The organism is Paenibacillus xerothermodurans (genome assembly GCF_002220865.2).
Lineage (GTDB): Bacteria > Bacillota > Bacilli > Paenibacillales > NBRC-103111 > Paenibacillus_S > Paenibacillus_S xerothermodurans.
Map to the genome: position 1 here is coordinate 184,889 of NZ_NHRJ02000006.1, position 18,665 is coordinate 203,553.

The 18,665-nt window shown below is 45.9% G+C and carries 21 protein-coding genes and 2 pseudogenes; 1 reads left to right on the forward strand and 22 read right to left on the reverse strand.

All coding sequences use genetic code 11. The features are described from left to right. Window positions 1-830: 830 nt before the first annotated feature. The 12 genes and pseudogenes from CBW46_RS22155 to CBW46_RS12830 form a co-directional block, all read right to left on the reverse strand. Window positions 831-1,079 (reverse strand): histidine phosphatase family protein, encoded by a 249-nt coding sequence (locus CBW46_RS22155; RefSeq protein ID WP_341538183.1) that lies wholly within the window; start codon window positions 1,077-1,079, stop codon window positions 831-833. Further along, entirely contained in the window at window positions 976-1,290 is a 315-nt protein-coding gene (locus tag CBW46_RS12780; RefSeq protein WP_279386466.1) for a histidine phosphatase family protein, read from the reverse strand. Before CBW46_RS12780 ends, CBW46_RS22155 begins: the two co-directional genes overlap by 104 nt. Before the next feature lie 6 nt (window positions 1,291-1,296). Further along, the gene (locus CBW46_RS12785) at window positions 1,297-1,719 is read right to left on the reverse strand and encodes an NUDIX domain-containing protein (RefSeq protein WP_089200388.1); all 423 of its coding nucleotides are present in this window, start codon (window positions 1,717-1,719) and stop codon (window positions 1,297-1,299) included. 286 nt (window positions 1,720-2,005) lie between these two features. Next, entirely contained in the window at window positions 2,006-2,674 is a 669-nt protein-coding gene (locus tag CBW46_RS12790) for a hypothetical protein (protein ID WP_089200389.1), read from the reverse strand. A gap of 163 nt (window positions 2,675-2,837) precedes the next feature. Then, complete coding sequence (locus CBW46_RS12795) at window positions 2,838-3,671, reverse strand: Cof-type HAD-IIB family hydrolase (RefSeq protein ID WP_089200390.1); 834 nt, start codon at window positions 3,669-3,671, stop codon at window positions 2,838-2,840. Between the two features lie 33 nt (window positions 3,672-3,704). Next, on the reverse strand, window positions 3,705-4,754 hold the full coding sequence (locus CBW46_RS12800; RefSeq protein WP_341538184.1) for an ABC transporter substrate-binding protein: 1,050 nt from the start codon (window positions 4,752-4,754) through the stop codon (window positions 3,705-3,707). Then, window positions 4,751-4,906: a hypothetical protein gene (locus CBW46_RS22160; RefSeq protein ID WP_341538185.1), complete on the reverse strand. Its 156-nt coding sequence runs from the start codon at window positions 4,904-4,906 to the stop codon at window positions 4,751-4,753. Before CBW46_RS22160 ends, CBW46_RS12800 begins: the two co-directional genes overlap by 4 nt. A gap of 169 nt (window positions 4,907-5,075) precedes the next feature. Next, window positions 5,076-5,775: pseudogene (locus CBW46_RS22305) on the reverse strand (carbohydrate ABC transporter permease). A gap of 38 nt (window positions 5,776-5,813) precedes the next feature. Further along, window positions 5,814-6,677, reverse strand: a complete 864-nt coding sequence (locus tag CBW46_RS12815) for a glycerophosphodiester phosphodiesterase family protein (protein ID WP_133253980.1) — start codon at window positions 6,675-6,677, stop codon at window positions 5,814-5,816. Window positions 6,678-6,682: 5 nt separating this feature from the next. Then, a complete protein-coding gene (locus CBW46_RS12820; RefSeq protein ID WP_089200393.1) occupies window positions 6,683-6,871 on the reverse strand; it encodes a hypothetical protein in 189 nt (62 codons plus the stop codon). A 45-nt stretch (window positions 6,872-6,916) separates the two neighbouring features. After that, entirely contained in the window at window positions 6,917-7,315 is a 399-nt protein-coding gene (locus tag CBW46_RS12825) for a GntR family transcriptional regulator (protein WP_089200394.1), read from the reverse strand. Window positions 7,316-7,868: 553 nt separating this feature from the next. Beyond that, a pseudogene (locus CBW46_RS12830) lies at window positions 7,869-8,973 on the reverse strand (oxalate decarboxylase family bicupin). A gap of 338 nt (window positions 8,974-9,311) precedes the next feature. On the opposite strand from CBW46_RS12830, the gene CBW46_RS12835 reads away from it, so the two are divergent. Beyond that, entirely contained in the window at window positions 9,312-10,844 is a 1,533-nt protein-coding gene (locus tag CBW46_RS12835) for a multicopper oxidase family protein (RefSeq protein ID WP_089200414.1), read from the forward strand. 142 nt (window positions 10,845-10,986) lie between these two features. On the opposite strand, the gene CBW46_RS12840 is transcribed toward CBW46_RS12835, so the two are convergent. The 10 genes from CBW46_RS12840 to CBW46_RS12880 form a co-directional block, all read right to left on the reverse strand. Then, complete coding sequence (locus tag CBW46_RS12840; protein ID WP_089200395.1) at window positions 10,987-11,460, reverse strand: UPF0158 family protein; 474 nt, start codon at window positions 11,458-11,460, stop codon at window positions 10,987-10,989. A gap of 239 nt (window positions 11,461-11,699) precedes the next feature. Beyond that, on the reverse strand, window positions 11,700-11,930 hold the full coding sequence (locus CBW46_RS12845) for a hypothetical protein (protein WP_089200396.1): 231 nt from the start codon (window positions 11,928-11,930) through the stop codon (window positions 11,700-11,702). A gap of 144 nt (window positions 11,931-12,074) precedes the next feature. Next, window positions 12,075-13,121, reverse strand: coding sequence for a S66 family peptidase (locus CBW46_RS12850; RefSeq protein WP_089200397.1), 1,047 nt, complete (start codon window positions 13,119-13,121; stop codon window positions 12,075-12,077). A 175-nt stretch (window positions 13,122-13,296) separates the two neighbouring features. Next, a complete protein-coding gene (locus CBW46_RS21810; RefSeq protein WP_243633293.1) occupies window positions 13,297-13,590 on the reverse strand; it encodes a YdeI/OmpD-associated family protein in 294 nt (97 codons plus the stop codon). Further along, a complete protein-coding gene (locus CBW46_RS21815) occupies window positions 13,574-13,813 on the reverse strand; it encodes a DUF1905 domain-containing protein (RefSeq protein WP_243633294.1) in 240 nt (79 codons plus the stop codon). The genes CBW46_RS21810 and CBW46_RS21815 overlap by 17 nt, the downstream gene beginning before the upstream one ends. 94 nt (window positions 13,814-13,907) lie before the next feature. Then, a complete protein-coding gene (locus CBW46_RS22070; RefSeq protein ID WP_341538188.1) occupies window positions 13,908-14,120 on the reverse strand; it encodes a hypothetical protein in 213 nt (70 codons plus the stop codon). A 154-nt stretch (window positions 14,121-14,274) separates the two neighbouring features. Next, complete coding sequence (abc-f, locus tag CBW46_RS12865) at window positions 14,275-16,035, reverse strand: ribosomal protection-like ABC-F family protein (RefSeq protein WP_089200399.1); 1,761 nt, start codon at window positions 16,033-16,035, stop codon at window positions 14,275-14,277. A gap of 790 nt (window positions 16,036-16,825) precedes the next feature. Beyond that, window positions 16,826-17,263: an NUDIX domain-containing protein gene (locus CBW46_RS12870; RefSeq protein ID WP_243633295.1), complete on the reverse strand. Its 438-nt coding sequence runs from the start codon at window positions 17,261-17,263 to the stop codon at window positions 16,826-16,828. Between the two features lie 244 nt (window positions 17,264-17,507). After that, window positions 17,508-18,011, reverse strand: a complete 504-nt coding sequence (locus CBW46_RS12875) for a DUF3600 domain-containing protein (protein WP_089200400.1) — start codon at window positions 18,009-18,011, stop codon at window positions 17,508-17,510. Beyond that, on the reverse strand, window positions 18,001-18,558 hold the full coding sequence (locus CBW46_RS12880) for a sigma-70 family RNA polymerase sigma factor (protein ID WP_089200401.1): 558 nt from the start codon (window positions 18,556-18,558) through the stop codon (window positions 18,001-18,003). Before CBW46_RS12880 ends, CBW46_RS12875 begins: the two co-directional genes overlap by 11 nt. Window positions 18,559-18,665: the final 107 nt, after the last annotated feature.

An 18,665-nucleotide genomic window follows, 5' to 3' on the forward strand; every position in this document is an offset into this window, starting at 1 on the left:
GCAGTATCTAATCATTCTGGACATTCTCATGTTACTTTTAACTTATTTTCTCCCAGCGTATTTATTGCTGGGAGTACCCATTTCTCTATTGATAGATAAATGGATGAACAAGAGAGAGAGTCATTATGTTTCGCATCTTCTGTTATACATCGTATGTGGTGGGATTCTATGCATACCGTATATTTTCATAGTGACTAAGGGAGAACTTCCTTTTCTGCAACTGCTACAGTTTTTCATATGGGGATCAGTTGCTGCTATCCTTTATTATCATATTTATTTGGTGTTATCTCTTCTGGTAAAAAAGAACAAGAAGTCATCTTAAACTAATACTTCCTGTGGTACTAGTTCCATTGATGGCCAGCATCTGGAGAGGTATCGTAGTTAGATGCATTTGTGATAGTGACAGCTGGACCTGCTGCGCTGAATTGCAGTTCCCCGGAATTGCCCCATTCCTATGGAAATAAGTCGCTTTGGCAGATGTCGAATCAATGCTATTGCTGCCGTTGTGGGGCCTACCAACTTTCACTTGCCCCCAACCACTGTGTTTGTCGTTATATTCAGCAACCCCTTAATTTTGCGTGTTCCAGTTGTTTCGACTGGCTGTAAATATCTCTACAACCGCATTCTCCAGCTTTTGCTCATGTTCATTCTTAGCCGGCTCAGGCTTGTAGAAATAGGTGCTACGGGGTAGTTGCAGGACTGTGCATACTGCATAGAATAGTGTTGCTCTAATATAAAATCACTCTGCCCATATTCGATGAATGTTAGGCTTATCCTCTGCTGAGAAGGTAAGATGAAATACATCAGGATTGGATAAAGATTCCCACTCCTTATATCCAATACGGTGAATGCTTAAGTAAGAGTGATATCAAGTTTCCATGTGAAACTAATACAACGTTTTTGTTCTCACCATTCAGGACTTCCATTACTGCTCTAATGGCACGGCTCATAGCCGTGTTACTGGACTCTCCACCCTCATAGCATATGTCTAAGTCCTCGAATGTCAAATGTCTTACGAAGCATATCTTGCCAATCAGGATAATTCTTGCTTGATAAAAGCCTCTCAGCCAATCTATCATCCAAAACAACTTCTACTCCAATTTGATCAGCCAGTGGTGATATGGTACGGTAAGCCCTTTCAAAGGGGCTTGAAATGATAAACTCAATGTGTTTACCTAAGAAAAATTTAGCAAGAACCTCAGCTTGTTGAATACCTAGTTCAGTTAGCCTAGCATCAGGCTCCTGCCCATCTGCTTTGCAATGTCGCACCACATAAACATTTCTCATCATTGGTTTTTATCTCCTTGCTAACGCTGCTCTTCTTATATTCTCTTTTGTCCAAGGGGGAGCTTTGGGATGATTCATTATTTCATCGTAGGTCATCCAATGTACGGCTTCAACCTCATCAGGACTCTTATTATGTGCTGTACCTCTGTCATATTCGCACAGGAAGACCATATTTATAACGCTGTATCCATTCTCTGTCACAAAGGAGGAACTGTATACAAAAGTAACATTATCTTTTATCTCGATGCCAACTTCTTCATAAAGTTCTCGCTTTACAGTCCGTTCTAGGATTTCGAGTGTGTCCCCTTCAACGTCTACTTTTCCTCCTACAAGCGACAGAGTACCCCCTGCATGTTCTTCTTTGGTACTTCGCGTAATAACAAGCCATTTATCATCCCTACAGATTGCACCTTCTACGTTTACTATGAACATGCTTGTTTCCTCCCCTCTACAGACCTTGTGGATAACTTCATCTGTGGATATGTTAATAGACGTATAAAAAGATATGCACAGCAGTGTCTTAATAGTTGTTGATATTGTGGATAACGCTGTGAATAAACACATGGAGAGCTGCTCGACGTGACCCTGTGTGCATCCGAGTTTTTAACTTAATGTTGGAATGAGTACCGCTGCATCAAAGGTTGTCGCGTCAAATCCTACGTAGGTCAAAGTCACGTATTAGTCAAAGCGGAATTAAACGTCTTTACCGCCAAACCGTTTACGCCCTCCGATTATAAATGTACCTGGCTAAGCCGATAATGGTTAACATCGTGCCAACGATGAAAATGACAACAGGAATTACCGTCGCATACGGATTGCCAGATTGATAGCGAATATCCGATTCGTATCCGAACGGTGACAATATAGTCCCACTGGACATAAGCAGTTTTACTCCTAGGTAGGTGTTTGGCCTGTCATTCACAGATACCTGTTCTTGTGTGACATTTTTTGTCTGATCTAAGTAATAAATATTCCACTGGCGATTAGTGAGATCGTCCTGATCGTGATGTGGAATACGCTGCACCACAGCTAAATTTTCGGTGTTATTCCTCTTATTTTGTATTTTTAATACCCCGATCCAAGCCCAATACTTATAAGCCGACCCCTTAATTAACTGTATGTGGTACGGCTCCCCAAGTATTTTTTCATTTATTCGCAATTGAACCACCGCTGATAAATCATCACTTGGCCTATTGAGTATTTCAATAGTATTACCACCAAAGTCGACACGATCATGGATGGGCTCTAGATAAGTTATCGTATAATTTGCCTGCGCCGAAGATTCAATTATATTCTCCCTCAAGATAAGAAAGACGGGTGATACAGAGCAAATGAATAAAATTAAACCCATGGTGAGTAATACAAGCCCCTTACGCATTTTCAACATTTGGCAATCCACCTCCTTTTTATAAAAATGCCGGGCACCATGGTGAAAGACTGATCGTTGGACATAACGATAATTAACCTCGATTGCTTGGGATTTCTCCTAATTCTACTTTAAACTCATCAAACAATGGAAAGACCACTCGTTCGGGTGGTTTTCTGCATCGTTATTCATACAGCTGCTGAATATGATCGAACACTTCCAATATAGCATCCTCATCGTTGCTCCGGTCCGTGACCCAATCGGCGGTTGCTTTTAACTGCGGATGGGCGTTCTGCACCGCAAATCCATGCCCGACGAGGGAAAGCAGTTCAATGTCGTTCAAGTTATCTCCCACCGCGCTGAAGTCTGTGAGATCCAATCCCAAATACGCGACCAAGTCCAGGCAGGCTGAGCCTTTGTTGACGTGGGGCGGGAGGATCTCAAGCAGCTCCGGCTCAGATTGCACTGTATGCCATTCGGCCTGGTGAGGCTCCCTGCTGCAGTGAAAGAACTTATCGTGAAACGAGTGGAGCGCGGCGAAGTCGCCGATAAACATGATTTTGGTGGCCCGTTTACACTGCTCAGACATGGCAGATGGAGACTTTTCCGACACATGTACCTTATCTTTCCGCATATACCGTTCAACGATCTGAGTAATAGCAGGGCTGTAGATGTGCTCCTGATGAAACATCAGCAGGTTCAATCCCATTTGTCTACCGGCGCCTTCGTACATATCTAAAGCGTACCGGCAAGACGATTGGGGCAAATAGTGTTCTTTGAAAAATACTTTTTCGACGGGGTCATACAGTTTAGCACCATTGTACAGAATGACCGGGACCTGGATGTCAAGCTCCTCAATAAATGGTAAAGCGCTGGACAACGAGCGGCCTGTAGCCAGAGTGAACACACCGCCGTACTGTCGAAACAACCGCACTCTTTTCTTCACAGCCTCTGGGATTTGCTGCCGGGAATTTAAGAGGGTCCCGTCGAGATCCGAAATGATCCATTTGCCGTGCATCTTCGTGTCCGCCTCTCTTAAGCCCACATAAGACTATTTATTCGCTTGGTTGTATTTTATAAGTGCTTTGGTGCTGTTGTCTGCTGCAGTGTCCAGTGCTTCCTGAGGTGATTTCTTCCCGTTCAGCGCCTCCTCTATTGCCGTGGAGACAAACTGCCGCTGCTCATGAAATATGCCCATAACGGCGCCTTGGGTAGCTGGAGTAGATTTCGTCTGATGCAGCTGCTCGATTCCGGTGACAAACTGCGGATACTTCACGAGATTGTCCTTTACCGATTGTTCGTCGTACGCCGTTTTTGTGATCGGGAAATAGCCGCTGCTCACGCTCCAGAAAGCTTGTACCTTGGGTGAAACCAGATACTTGATAAACTCCCATGCCGCTTGTTGCTCCGCTTCGGATTTGTTGTTCAAGATCCAGTTGCTGCCTCCGCCGATGACCACGCCGCCCTCCGTTGTACCTGCCGGTTTAGGCAAAAATCCGGTGCCCACTGCAAATTTCCCTGCGGCTCCATCGACAACACCACGAAGTCCGCCTGTTGAGTTGATCATCATCGCAACTTGTCGGGATAAGAATGATTTCTTCGCGTCATCGCCGCTTCGGCCGAAATTAATGGCCAATTTGTTGTCAACCAGACTCTTCCACCATGTCAGGGTTTTTACACCTGCTTCTTTATTCAGATAGGACTCTGTCGGAGTTCCGGAGCGGCCATTGTCATTGTTGACATACAAAGCGGTTTGTCTGGGAAAATTTTGTTCCATATACCAGCCTTTATAGAACACTCCTAATCCGGTCGCTCCTGTCTTACTCAGCTGCTGCGCCACCGTGGTCAGTTCCTCGTAAGTTGTCGGAGGCTTTTCCGGGTCAAGCCCTGCTGCTTTGAACAAGTCCTTGTTGTAAAACAGAATGGGGTTAGAAGTGTTGAACGGCATGGAGTTCAGCTGCCCGTTTATTTTAAATAATCCGGCAATATTACCTTCAAGATGGGACGTATCATACTTTTCTTTGTCTATAAAAGTTTGCATCGGAGTGGTCGCCTCGGAATCCAGGATAAACCGGGAGCCGACTTCATTGACTTGAATCAAGCCCGCCCGCTTTTCGAATCGAATGACGCTTTCATTTTGGCAAGAGATTCTTCGTACGAGCCCTGGAATACCGCCTTCACCATCACTTTTGATTGGGAGGCGTTATAGTCTGCAACCAGCTTATCTACAACTTTCCCCAGTTCTCCGCCCATCGAGTGCCACCATGTGATGTTGACGGCACAATCGCCGGGGGGAACGAATCGATCTCCGCGGTAGTCATCATAGCTGCGGAAATGGCGTAAAACACAGGATAAATGGTCATCACAGAAGCTGCGACTAGAATAGAAAGTGTTACTGCACGCTTGATTGTGATTCTGAGCTTCATGTATAATGCACTTTCCTTTCTCCAATCCGAAATTGCACCACGGTGAACAGAAGAATGATGAGGAACAGCACAATCGCCTGCGCACTTCCGCTGCCAAACCGGAAATTTACAAACGCCTCTTGATACAGATCGTAAACAGCGACATTCGTTGCATTCATAGGACCGCCTTTAGTCAGAATTGAAATCTGACCGAAGCTCTGTAGGAGCTGATAACTGAAATTACGCTGACAAAAAACAGTACCGGCGAGATCAGAGGCAGGGTGATATGGAAAACTGTTACAAATGAGCCCGCACCGTCGATTTTCGCACTTTCATACAAATCCTCCCGGATACCTTTTAGGCCACTGAGAATAACAAGATAGTTGAATCCGATATGTATCCAGACGGTCATAATGGAAATGGAGAGCATCGCATACATAGGTCGGGTCGGTCAGCCACCCGATCTCAGGGATTCCAAGCAAGCTCAGGAAATAATTCAGCATGCCGGCGGACGGGTGAAATAAAAATTTCCAGATGACCGATGCATTGCCAATCGGTATCGCAGTGGTTGCCGGGCGCATTCGTGCTGTGAAGACTTAAGTAGAACCACATCAGAAACGGATAAAACAAAAAGACGCTAAAGCCTAATAAGGATGGAAATACAAAGCCGTATCCTATTGCCGCTTCTTTGATTTTATTTTTGTTCTTTGGCAACACCTATGATCCTCCTTGCAGCGTGTCGTTTTGACGTGATGTCACTTACTTCCTGGATTCAAATGCGCATACAGCTCTTTGGGTGAATCCGTCTGGATCATATTCACGCCCCGTCCCAGGTGCCAGTCCCAGCCCAGCTTCGGGTTGGTGAGAGACACGGCATCCGTATGCCCCCCGCAATCCGCATCAAACATGGTATTCACCCATATTCTGCATTTGCCTTTCAGCCGCCGCAGCGTTACATCAGAGATAACGGGACTATCGTCTTTTGCAAAGTTCAGTTCGAACGCCTTCGGTTGCACTCGCGTTATAATTTCATCCGTTTGATCGAGCAAATGTGCATTGGAGCCGTTTATCAGCTGCATGAACTCCGGCCGCTCACTTTTGCCGCTTAAGAACTCCTGAACTTCCTCCACGCCGGCCGTGCTTTTGAACAAGCCTTGTTTCACGGTTCCGGTGTTGACAAGCACCTGGTACACGTCCTCGCGTATGTGCCAGCATTTGTCCAAATTGACCATCACTTTGTCTTTGGCGAGCAGCATGACCTCATGGAGAGTAGGAATAAGTGCAGCGGTAGCGGCAGTATCTTCTCCTCCTTGGCCTTCTTTCAACTGAAGCGCGCGTATTGCATCAAAGGTGAGCTCCGAGATCCTGCCGGAACCATCCGTCATACGGTCCACCGTATCATCGTGCATGAGCACCAATCTGCCGTCCTTCGTGCGCTGCACATCAACCTCAACCACGTCCACACCGGCATCGATGGAACATTGAATGGCGAGGACGGAGTTTTCCGGCGCCTGTCTCCAATTCCCCCTATGTGCGGTAATCATCACTCTCCCATTCGGGTTCGAATAATCGGCATAAATGGCATCGAAGCTCTTTGTAGTCGGCTGCTTGCTATTCATCACAATTAGTCCTCATTTCTGTTTTTATATGCTTCTCTTGTTCTCCGGACATAAAACCGGATCAAGTCGTTTCTCATATAACCGTAGGAGATGTAAATCGGTTTTGCCTTGTCGTCGTAATGGACCTGGATAAATTTCAGCAGCGGAGCTGCGCTTTGTTTCAAACGATACGGAAGCACATCTTCTCCTCGCACCGCTTGGATCTCCATTAATGATTCGACAATGTAAATCCCGTATTTTTATTCAAGGCGTACGGACAAGGAGCCAGGCTCAAAAAGTTCACCAAAATTGCGTCCGACAATGCTCTGCGGCAAAAAGATTTGGACCTCCAGATCCGCCTCGGTTAAATTGGCGTTTCGGATCAAGTCGGTAATGCTTAAAAATTTGTTCAACGTGCTTACCATATGTAGGCCAGTGTGCCGCACATAATAGCCCGATCCTTGAATATTGTGCACCTTGCCTGTTTCAATGAGGTTTTTGAGTGCCTTCCGGACGGTCTCACGGCTGACCTGAAAGCGGGCCGCCAAGTCTTTTTCGGTTGGCAACCTGTCGCCTGCGGTGAACATATTTTGGTCGATTTCCCCGGCAATAATTTTGCTGATTTGCATGGATTTGTTGATCATTGTGAAGAACGTCATACCTCCCAAGCGACTGCGTATATCACAGGTCGATAGGTGTATTGTATATGTGGGATATTCGATGGATGTTAATCGAAGAACAAAAATTGTTCGGGGGAGATGAAAGTATCGTAAATTTGTCTAGTCCTATTTCGGATCGGTAGGGGAGTAGCAGGAAGGAAATCGGCGTCGGTATTGCGTTTTTCAGATCACATTCAGCGCAATCATGCTCACCGCACGAATAATTTGTCTAGTTCAATGACAGAGCGATCAATTGAAAGGACCGGTTCGTGCTACAAGCCAGAACGGCTGCTAAGACATCATAGAGAGGAATGTGAAAATGAAACTGTAGGCGCTGCTAAGTTCCCTTTGCAGTTTGATCAACGTACGAACGCCCGGTAACTAATTAGGTTTTGGTACAAATAAAACCAGCTGTGCAGACAGCTGGTATCAGTTATTGCGGAAAAGCTGGATTGAACTTAACGTAACTGAGCTCTGGCAAGTATAAGGGCAAGATTAAGCGCACCAAACGAGGCAGATCCAGTTAATTGGCAAACTCGCGCGCATCTACTTTTTATCTATTCGTTCTTGGGTAGTATGAAAAGCCCGGATATTTCACTACGTCCCATTTTTCCTTTCTCAATGCGTTCATTAATTCTGGTCCTACATTTAAATTTTTGCTGTACCAGTTGATGAGGTGTAAGCGCCATCCACTGATTCAACGACACCTCTTCAAAGCGGTCACTTCTGAACATCTCTAAAAACCACACACTTTGGTTACCCGTGTTTTGGATGTAATGTCCTAAAGCGCGCGGCACATACCCTACGTCACCTGCACGGTAATCAAACGTGCGTGCTGTCCCGTCGCCTGAAAATACCGTCATTCGAGCCGTTCCCGTGATATAATACTGCCACTCATCCGCAATCGGATGCCAGTGCATCTCCCTCAGTCCACCAGGTTTGATTTCGACCAAAGCTGCCGCAACCGTGGTTGAAATAGGAAAATTGGTTGAATCAACGATGCGAACTGTCCCGCCTGGAAAAACGAGCGGCTCCTGCGCAAGCAGACGGTGTGAAAAGCTCAGCGGCACAGGACCTAGGGGAGCCGGTACTTTTTGCGTTTCAAGAGGTCCGGGAATGCTTCCTTGGAAAATGTAGACCTGTTGTTTCGGGATGTGGGCAAAAGCGCTTACCGGTACACCAAAATTCGCCGATAGCACGTCCTTCGGCGTATGTGCAAACCAATCGGAGATAGATAAAGTATTGAGGTCGGAAAAGCTGCCGTCATCGAAGACGAGCAAAAACTCGCAGCCTTGTTCCAGCCCTTGGATAGAATGAGGAATTCCGGGCGGAAAAAACCAGAGGTCACCCACGCCAACATCGGCTATAAAATTCCTCCCGTTCTGATCCACTGACGTTATACGTGCACGTCCCACAAGCATTATCGCCCATTCCGCTTGCTGATGCCAATGTAATTCACGCACACCGCCCGGAGTCAGAGCCATATTCACCCCAGCCAGCGTGGTCGCAATCGGAAGTTGTCTAACTGTAACCTGTCTTGACCAGCCGCCGTGATTTAACTGCATATGGGTATCGGAGAAAGAGAACTTTAGGTTAGGAAGCGTTCCGGCATCGGTTTCCGGCGGAACTAGCAGGTCGGGGTTCTCCATGTCTCGCATGACGTCCCGTGGGCCTAAATCCCACCAACCGGCACCATCACTTCTTATAGGTTGCGGTATATGTCCTTTGCGTTTTTCCACCGAGACTACTCCCCTCGTCGATACATATCGTACTGTCAATACTAAGGGCGCCTAAATATAAGTTATGAATAGAATAATGGATTCAGAAATTGTCCACTTATAACGGTGACGGCCCGTTAGCGCAGCGAAGCTGCCGATCATAACATAGGCACTGCTGTTTTTCGTTAGCTCAGTCATAATGAACAAGCTCGCGACCATAATTTAACTTAGTTAAATACATTAGCGGGGGAGGTAATCCATTAGTTATGGGTGAAAAGATAATGCTGCAAAAATTTGTGGATGCTCTGCCTATTCCGCCTATTTTAACACCTAAATGGAAAAATCAGTTTTATACTTATTATCAAGTGAACATGACGGAATTTAAGCAATCACTACATAGTGAGTTAAATGAAACAACTGTTTGGGGGTACGAAGGCAGCTATCCGGGTCCTACCATTGAAGTAGGTAGCGGAGAAATCACGTTTATTAAATGGATCAACAATCTCCCGGATAAGCATCTGTTGCCTATTGACTTTACGGTGCATGGCGCTCATAGGGACGTGCCGGAAGTACGCACGGTCGTTCACGTCCACGGTGCTTGCGTTGAATGGGAAAGTGACGGGTACCCGGAAGCTTGGTTTACAAAAGAATTCAAACAAGTTGGTCCGTACTTTAGAAAGCAAGTATATCGATATGATAATTGCAATCATGCTTGCACTCTATGGTATCACGATCATACGCTTGGTATCACGCGGCTAAATGTGTATGCAGGATTGGCAGGATTCTATCTTATCAGAGACGATCGGGAACGTATATTGAATTTGCCAAGTGGAAAATATGAGATCCCTATTATGTTACAAGACAAGACTTTTAATAAGGATGGTTCTCTTTATTACCCGAAGCAACCAGAAAAACCGATCCGGGAATTAGAAACGTCAATTGTTCCTGAATTTATTGGGGACACGATCTTGGTGAATGGCAAAGTATATCCTTACTTAAAAGTGGAACCACGGAAATATCGATTTAGATTGTTGAACGCATCCAACACCCGTTTCTTTCGAATAAAGCTTGATTCCGGTCAACTTCTTTTCCAAATTGGGACAGATGGTGGATTCATGCAGCACCCGGTAGGAGTCAAAGAAATAATGTTAGCTCCTGCAGAACGAGCAGATGTGATTATTGATTTTAGCAATCTTGAGGGCAAGAATATTATCATGGTAAACGATGCTCCTGCTCCTTTTCCGACTGGAACTCCGACAGATGAAAATACAGGTACTGTGATGCAGTTTAGAGTGACTCTTCCTCTGTCAAGTGTTGATACGAGTGTTATTCCAGCTCATATGAGGCCATTTCCAAAAATAAATGGGCACTTGGCCTCAAAGATACGATACTTAACATTAAATGATAATATGGATAAATTCGGTCGTGAATTCATGCTATTGGATAATAAACAGTGGGACGCCCCAATAACCGAAAACCCAATCTTGGGATCGACAGAAATATGGTATTTAATTAACTTAACTACGGATACACACCCTATCCATCTGCACTTAATTGATTTCCAAATATTGGATCGGAGGGATTTCGATGTAGAAACGTATAACAAGGAGAAAAAGATCAAGTACACGAGTACTGCGATTCCCCCGGAGCCACAAGAACGAGGATGGAAGGACACAGTAAGAGCTAATCCAAACCAGGTAACCCGAATTATGATGAAGTTTGGTCCTTTCACAGGGTTATATGTTTGGCACTGCCACATCTTGGAGCACGAGGATTATGAGATGATGAGACCGTATATTGTTATCCGATAAACAGTGGCAAATGATTGGGAATTTTAAAAAACACAGACTGGTCCAGCACTCGTCCAACTATCTCCAGCATTCAATTCGTGCTCAGGGCGAAAACGCTATCTCTGCCAGAGCGAACACGTTGTTCGTTCAGGCGGACCGTTTGTTACTTCTGGATTGCGATACCGTGCTCCTTACACCATTCAATTACTAGTTCTTTAATCTTAGTTTCTTTGTACTTGTACCAATCTGTATCTACACCATGTTCTATTATTCCATCTTTAAATCTCCTAAATGCTCCTCTTCCTTTAGTGGCGTCATACATCTCTTCTCTAACGTGTTCATCTAGAGTCCCAATAAAATCCTGCATGATTTCATATTCGTTGTAGTCGTTTCTTAACGTGAAGTCAACGTAAGTCCCGACTTCATCCTCAATGATACTAATTGCGTTTTCAATGTTCCCCCTTTGCCAATCAGGAAAACTTTCGAGTGGCTTTTCATCCTCGGCAGCCCCAATTTCTTCTCTCATTAATGTAATAACTTCGCCTGTTTTAGTGTTTATAAAAGTAAAAGCGTCCTCAATTTGGAGTTCAATTTCGCTGACTAGATCATCCAATCTTACTGTTATGTTATTCTTCATTTCCCTTCGCCCCTTTCCATTCACACAATCATCTTCTCCATGATAACAAAAAAAGCTACCCAGTGGGCAGCTTCAAACATTTCGATTTAGACGATCCTATTGGTGGCCAGCGAACTATCGTTTCCGACAATTGGATCCCTGTGCACAAATGGGTCTAAGTAGACTGCAGTAGTTGCTCATTTGAATAAACCTTCAAGAAATCTTCCAAGCTCAACGATTGATACTTCGCTCCATTCCATTCAATCAGCTCCCAGTCTTTTGTAATCCACACCCGCAAAATCAGCCAAATCTTCAATGAAAGCAAATGCCAACTTGAATCCTTCTTTACGAAATTCATGTTCTCGTAAGTCCACAAGTGTATAGCCCATTTTTTCAACTGTTTGTCGAAAGAAGTCCCACTTCTCTTGCAGGTATTCTAGTGGCACAAGAACGTCAATATCCTTTGGTTTCAAATCTATTCCCGTTTTCATTTGCAGACCCAGAGAGCCATACAATACTGGAGCAATGTGAAGTTCACTGTGTTAGAATTTGCGCAATAACATTAGGAATTCATCAAATTTATTTGTTAGTGCCACGCAACACGCCCTCCATTTTCCATTTGATTCTCCGTTAGTTTAGTTAGCTTCAGTGAACGGGCTATCCAAGAGTTTGATTTCATTTGTATCAGGATTTAATTCTACCTTACCCCCGAGAGGTAATATCAATTTTGGATCTGTATGACCGAAATCAAAATCAACGACTACCGGTATCTTTTCAGCACCAAACTCACCTTTAATGACATCTACAATAATTTCGTTAAGCTTTAGCTTCTCTTCTCCGGTATAATCCTTCGCTCTTCCAAAAATAACTCCCTTAATCCTTGAGAAAATACCTTGCATTCCATAATTGCGTAGAAAGTATCCGACTTGTCTGGGTGAAGGTTTTTCTTCCGATGTTTCAAAGAACAAAACTTTGTCTTCCCAGAATGATTCACTCGGCCAATAGATAGTCGATTTCATAAATTCTAATACATCGATACATCCACCCCACAAATACCCCTGCTCAACCGAGTTTCCTTGCAAGAACGTCCATCCAGTTCGATTTTCATAAAATTGCTCACACTCACCTAACGTATCGAGATCGCTCCAATCTCTATAACCATTTGTCCATTTCTTAAACGGAGTGTATTCGTAGGGAAATTGGTTAGCAAATAAAATTGACTTCAAATGCTGGGTATATTCCGATGGCAGGTTCTTAATCTGAGCCAACCCCGCCATAACAGAAGGTCCATAAAATGTAACCATGCCTAACTGGTTTAAATATGTTAAAAAGGTTGTGGCATCAGAAAAACCCATAATAAATTTCGGATTGTTGATAATCGTTTCAGTATCTAGAAATGGTAAAATTCTGATCGATTCATACCCACCAATTGAAGTAATAACTCCATCAATACTATTATCCTTGAAGCATTTGTTAATATCATTTGCACGAAGTTGTGGATTCCTGTATAAATCATCCGAAGACATTCTTGCGGCTGGCATTTCAACAACTTCAAAACCCATAACTTCTTGCAGACTTTTTAATCCAAGCTCGTAGATCTCTGGAAACAAATGAGGTAATCCACTTGAAGGTGATATAATAGCAATCCTTGAACCAGGCATCATTCTTTTGGCTTTTATCATTCTTCGTAACCTCCCTTATTCCTTATATTACCAATAATCTGCCCAATTAGCACAGCGAGACTGTCACATTCGGAAGAAAGTTCGAAGGTCATAGTATTTCACACACAACCTTTTGTATTGACTTACTCTTGAAGTAACCGTATACCTTTAGTGTAACCAAGCTTCTTTGCCTTTTCTAACATGCCGAACCGCTCCATTTCCTTCTTTTGAAAATGGGTACTTTGACTGCCTGCTGGAAAAGAGCCTGGATTTGACTTTCTTTCAACGTAATTACTGCTTTTTCTATGCGCCGTTGCCGAGTCTCGGCTGTCTTCGCACCTTCGATCGAAACTACAAAACGGCTCTTGCTGCTATAAGATAACCCGTCGAAGTAACGCCTTGCTTCTGGAACCCGGTCAAGCGCAGCCGAGAAATCGGGCGGCACGGTAAGCTCGCGAGGCTCGGTATCGAGTTCAATGTTCACATCCACCTCGTCGCCTCCTGCGACATTGGCCGCTTTTACGGTCCGCCGCACTGAGGGGGATCGCGAATTGTCCGCCCATTGACGCCGCGGTACTGCGGTATGTATAACCCCCGATCGTAATTTTGACAGGCGGCTTTTTACCGGCTCCGAGTTTCGCAACGACTTCTTCCGGAACATAAACACCTGTCGTTGTCTTACCACCTTGATGAATGACAGCTCGAAATTTCATAGAAGTCCGCCTCCATTATCATTGATTGAATTAAACATCGGTTTCTCCATAACAGGAGCTAACTGCATTACGGCTGTTCTTAGGACCAGCCTTGTTATTGCACATTTTTCATCAAATGCAGCGCTATAAGCGATATCCATGCCCAAGCGAGTACTACAGGCTCCCGCTCTGAGCCCAGTTGTCCGTTTGGAAATACATTCACTTTAATCGTACCGTTCGCGCGCTGCTCCACAAGCTCGGCAAATTTCTTTGTCCCTTTGACCGGCGCCGATGCAGCATTATATACCGAGGCTATATCGATTTTCACAGTCTTGCCTGAGGCGGGTTGCGAGTGTGAAACGGCGGAAGCGCAGAAATGCGGGATGCATGGCATATATTAGACTTCGATAAAAACTCAGGGAGCAGCTGCCGCGGCAAATCTGCTCCCAGATAACTCCACTATCGTATGAGGTGACTGCCGTCTAGGTTAGTCGCTTTTTCCTCTCGAGCAACTCCTTGAACTCGCGATCCAGCACTTCATATTGGGCAACGCCCGGCAAATGGGAGCCTAGTTCCGCAAGCACGACAGCCATACGGTTCTCCACTCTCATCCTCTCCTCCATCTGGTCGTTCTCCGCCTGGTGTGCCGCGCGATTACTGGTCATGTCAAAGCTTGAGCGGCTTGCAGTTTTCTCCATAAACGCCCGAAACCCGCTCTCGACTCGCCTAATTCGATTGCCCTCGAATACGAGGAGCTTATCGCATGTTTTTTCAAGGAAATAACGGTCGTGAGAAACGACGAGCAGCGTACCATCATAAGACAACAGCGTCTCCTCTAACTGCTCGCGGCTCGCAAGATCCAAGTGATTGGTCGGTTCATCGAGGATCAGCACATCCTTGTCGCGCATGATGAGATCCGCCAGCTTTACCCGTGTTCGTTCGCCAAGGCTTAGCTGCTTGACGGGTTTCCGGAGCAGCGATTCCTCGATGCCCATGTTGGCGAGCAGCGTGCGAACCTTACCGGCGTCGTCCCGGAACGAGTAGGAGCCGCTGATGAGGTCCAACACCGAACGTTCCGGCTCGAGATCCATGACGTCTTGCGTGAGATAGGCAAGCTTTGCCGTTGGGCTGACCCACAGGGTTCCAGAACTGAGCTGGTCGCTGCCAATGATTAACCGAATGAGCGTCGTTTTGCCGCATCCGTTTGGCCCCAACAGGCCGATTCGCTCGCCGCGCTGGATGTAGAATGAGCTGTCCTGGAACAATACGCGTTCTCCGTACGTCTTCCCGACCCCCGATGCCTCGATGATCCGCTTCCCACGCTTGCCTCCGGCTTCGAGCTCGAACCGCACTTGTGCCTCTCCTTTCGGCCGCTGGACACCTTCGATAGCAATCCTCTCCAGACGCTTGATGCGAGATTTGATCTGCTGGTCCATTTTCTTCGCTTTGCTTCGATAAAACTCTTTAGTGCCCCGCATATCAGCCATCTTGCCGGTCTTGCCCGCCTCGCGGTGGGCCTTATCCGACCAGTTTTTCAGCCTGCTGATCTCCGCTTCAATCTTCTGCTCATATTTCCGCTGCTCTTCGTATTGGTGCAATTGACTGCGAAACCGCCGCTCTTTCTCCTCCCGGTAAAACGTGTAATTGCCCGCGTAATCGACGTTCGTCCCATCATCCAGCTCGATGATCCGCTGCACCGTCTGGTCGAGAAAATAACGGTCATGCGAGATAATCAGCGTCGTTCCTCCGTAAGACTGCAGTTCCTGAACAAGCCAGTCGACGGCGCTGAAATCCAAATGGTTCGTCGGTTCGTCAAGGATGAGCAGATCCGGCTTCGATGCCCAGATGTGTGCAATAGCCAACTTCGTCCTTTCGCCTCCGCTTAGGCCTTCGACGCGTTCAACATCCCAATCCTTTACCTTTTGAAGTCCGAGATGGCTTGTTAGCGTGAGGAACTCGTCATGCAATCCGATACCGTCTTCGAGAATATCCGAGAACGTGTTTACGGTATACGAGGTCGACTGCAGTAAATAACCGATTTTCATCTGGCGTTTGTGGCGAACAACCGTGCCCCCATCCAACGTCATGCTGCCGTAAATCAGATTGGCCAGCGTCGATTTGCCCGCGCCGTTCACGCCGACTAGTCCGATCCGCTCGCCACTTCCGATAGCCAGATTGACATTTTTCAGTACGAACTGCTCCCCGAACGACTTATTGAGATTTCGACATGTAATCAATGTCATACGATCACCGCTTTTCATATGGATTTAATGTTTCTGTAAGCAAGGGACGCCGACATTCGATATGGACCGTGCCGATGACGCAAAAAGCCGCAGGCCTCGGCCTGCGGCAACTTCGGGTATGCGGATGAAGGAAAACGAGCACCTCTACGAAACGCTAAGAAGGCGCTGCCATGTGCTGTATGCAAGGAGTCTGCTCCCATAGACACACGTTTCCTAATCCGCTCCGCCGCCAAAGCTGAGCATCGTCGTCGACCTATCGAATATCAGGTTCATGACCGACTCGGGAATTAGGACCACATGATGTCTATCTGGATACCTCCTGCCGCTGTAGATAATCCCAGTATATACACGCCGGGAGGAACGCGCAATCCCTTTCCTTTTTTCAGTATTGCACATCACTGCCGCTACAATTACTTTCCTCTCTGTAATTTGCCTTTGCCACTAATGCCGAGATTTTACTGCTACATTGTCCCCTTCGTAGCTGTACAGCTGTTGCAGTCCAACCATTCAAGCCGCATTCCCTTCAGTTCCGCTTCGAATATACAATACATTGGATCGCATCATATCATTAATTGAAAACTCCCTTATTACAATCACTTGGAGCATCCCTGCTTTCCAAAGTATGCTTACGAAATTAATTATACATTGTAGGCATGGTTCACAATAACTTTTAGTTAGTTCAACCGTTTTAACCCATAATCAAGTGGAGGACTGGTGTGTCCTCTCCGATTGCCATTAGTGAACGAATGTTCCTGAGAGCTGATCACAGCTATGACTTAGTATGTGTACTTCACCGTTGAGCAAATCTTCGAAAACTGGCTTCTGCACCGCGTTTATTTGATCCAGCTCGATCTCTTTTATATCCCAAAAAGCACAACCTCAATGATTCATTATGAGGATCTTTGAATAAAAGTGATTTTCCGTCGTCCGCTATGTGTTCACTATAGTCAGTGGAGACCTCGAACAAAAACATCACAAAAATAACCTGGTTCCCATCTGGATAGTTATATTTCATTCTAGATCCGCTATAAATCGCGTAAAGTTCATATTGTTTGACTGTAAGCCCTGTCTCTTCATAAACTTCTCGGATCATCGTTTCTTGGACGCTTTCTCCTGGGTCCATCCCTCCACCCGGCAGTCCCCAGTCTCCATAATCGGATCTTTGTTGCAATAAAATTCTGCCGTCCTCGTCTCTTATAATCGCGCCACCTGTAACAACAATTCTCATTTAACTCCCCCAATGTGATGCCGTTAACGTATTTAAAAACTGGCTTACGTTCTGTCGTTTATGTAATTCCCCGTGCTATTCAACTATCCTGCCATTTAGTTGAGTACGGTGTCTTAACCCATCAACACTTACAAATAACGGCGGTATAGTTGTCGTAGTCGTTCTGCCCGGAGTTGGGCATACAAATTTGACTGGACGAGAAAAAGGGACCCAATCCCACATCGGACGGGTCCACTTCATTTTATTACGGCTTGGCGGTTCCGTTAATCTTCTCAAAGTATGGGGCCAACTTGGAGCCGAGTTGCTCAAACTGCTGCTGTTCTTCTTTGGTCAGCTTCTCCTCATGTTTGACCCCATTTTCATCGGTGATCTTCAGCTTTAATTGCATCAACTGCTTGGTCAGCTCCATATACTCCTTGAATTCGTCTTCCGTGAGCTTGCCTTTTGCTGCTTGAAGCATTGCCTCAATCTCTTGATAATCTTCCTGTGTTCCGCCGTGCTGTTCAATGGTTGCAGAAGAACCGAATATATCATCGGCCAGATAGGAAGAAGCAAATACAGCAGACGGAATCAGGATTGCTACTGCGGCAATACCTGCGAGCATGCGTTTTTTCATGGGAGATCTACCTCTCTTTTCGTTCAGATAGTGTTGATAGGACTGTCTGACACGGCCATACAAATCGGGTGGGCAGTGCATCGAATCTGCCACCTGTCGTAGCTCTTCACGCAATTCCTTGTCAATGGACATACGCGTCTCCTCCCGTCATTTCGAATCGTTTCCGGAGTTCTTTCAGTGCCAGGTGATGCCTGGATTTCACTGTGCCAACGGGGATCTGCAGAATGTCTGCGATTTCTTCCAGAGCATAGTCGTGAAAATAGCGCAGGATCACGACCACACGTAGTTTGTACGACAACTGGCGGACAAGGCTGAACAGCTCATGCTGCATTTCGGACTGCAGGACATCCTTATCCGTCCACTCGAACTGTTCGCAAGTCATCTGGCGGTTTCGTTCAAAGATGCGAATTCGCCGCCAAGCCTTTCTTTTCCAATCCTGGACCTGACGTACAATGATACCGTGCAACCAAAATCGGAACGGCCGGCTCGAGTCGTACGTGTGAAACGACCGCCACATGCGCAAATAAACTTCACTCACGATGTCCTCAATGTCCTGTTTGTTGTAGACGAGAAAGGCAACTGTCCGATAGACATCTTGGTGAGTCGCCTGATAGACAAGCTGAAAAGCCGTCTCGTCGGGGTCTGTCCAGAATTTTGTGTAAACCCTCTTGAAGCACAGATTCTAACGTAAATGATGCCCGATTCGGTCAGGGAAGAAGACGGAGAGCTGGAGCAGGATTTGTCCCCAGTTCTGCACGCGACCAGTCCATTTACGTGTCACGTCCA

Coding starts and splice junctions, on each gene's coding strand:
- CBW46_RS22155 (WP_341538183.1), bottom strand. CDS start 1,079: ATGATAGATTGGCTGAGAGGCTTTTATCAAGCAAGAATTATCCTGATT.
- CBW46_RS12780 (WP_279386466.1), bottom strand. CDS start 1,290: ATGATGAGAAATGTTTATGTGGTGCGACATTGCAAAGCAGATGGGCAG.
- CBW46_RS12785 (WP_089200388.1), bottom strand. CDS start 1,719: ATGTTCATAGTAAACGTAGAAGGTGCAATCTGTAGGGATGATAAATGG.
- CBW46_RS12790 (WP_089200389.1), bottom strand. CDS start 2,674: ATGTTGAAAATGCGTAAGGGGCTTGTATTACTCACCATGGGTTTAATT.
- CBW46_RS12795 (WP_089200390.1), bottom strand. CDS start 3,671: ATGCACGGCAAATGGATCATTTCGGATCTCGACGGGACCCTCTTAAAT.
- CBW46_RS22160 (WP_341538185.1), bottom strand. CDS start 4,906: ATGGGCGGAGAACTGGGGAAAGTTGTAGATAAGCTGGTTGCAGACTAT.
- CBW46_RS12815 (WP_133253980.1), bottom strand. CDS start 6,677: ATGAATAGCAAGCAGCCGACTACAAAGAGCTTCGATGCCATTTATGCC.
- CBW46_RS12825 (WP_089200394.1), bottom strand. CDS start 7,315: ATGACGTTCTTCACAATGATCAACAAATCCATGCAAATCAGCAAAATT.
- CBW46_RS12840 (WP_089200395.1), bottom strand. CDS start 11,460: ATGAAGAATAACATAACAGTAAGATTGGATGATCTAGTCAGCGAAATT.
- CBW46_RS12845 (WP_089200396.1), bottom strand. CDS start 11,930: ATGAAAACGGGAATAGATTTGAAACCAAAGGATATTGACGTTCTTGTG.
- CBW46_RS12850 (WP_089200397.1), bottom strand. CDS start 13,121: ATGATAAAAGCCAAAAGAATGATGCCTGGTTCAAGGATTGCTATTATA.
- CBW46_RS21815 (WP_243633294.1), bottom strand. CDS start 13,813: ATGAAATTTCGAGCTGTCATTCATCAAGGTGGTAAGACAACGACAGGT.
- abc-f (WP_089200399.1), bottom strand. CDS start 16,035: ATGACATTGATTACATGTCGAAATCTCAATAAGTCGTTCGGGGAGCAG.
- CBW46_RS12870 (WP_243633295.1), bottom strand. CDS start 17,263: ATGAGAATTGTTGTTACAGGTGGCGCGATTATAAGAGACGAGGACGGC.
- CBW46_RS12875 (WP_089200400.1), bottom strand. CDS start 18,011: ATGTCCATTGACAAGGAATTGCGTGAAGAGCTACGACAGGTGGCAGAT.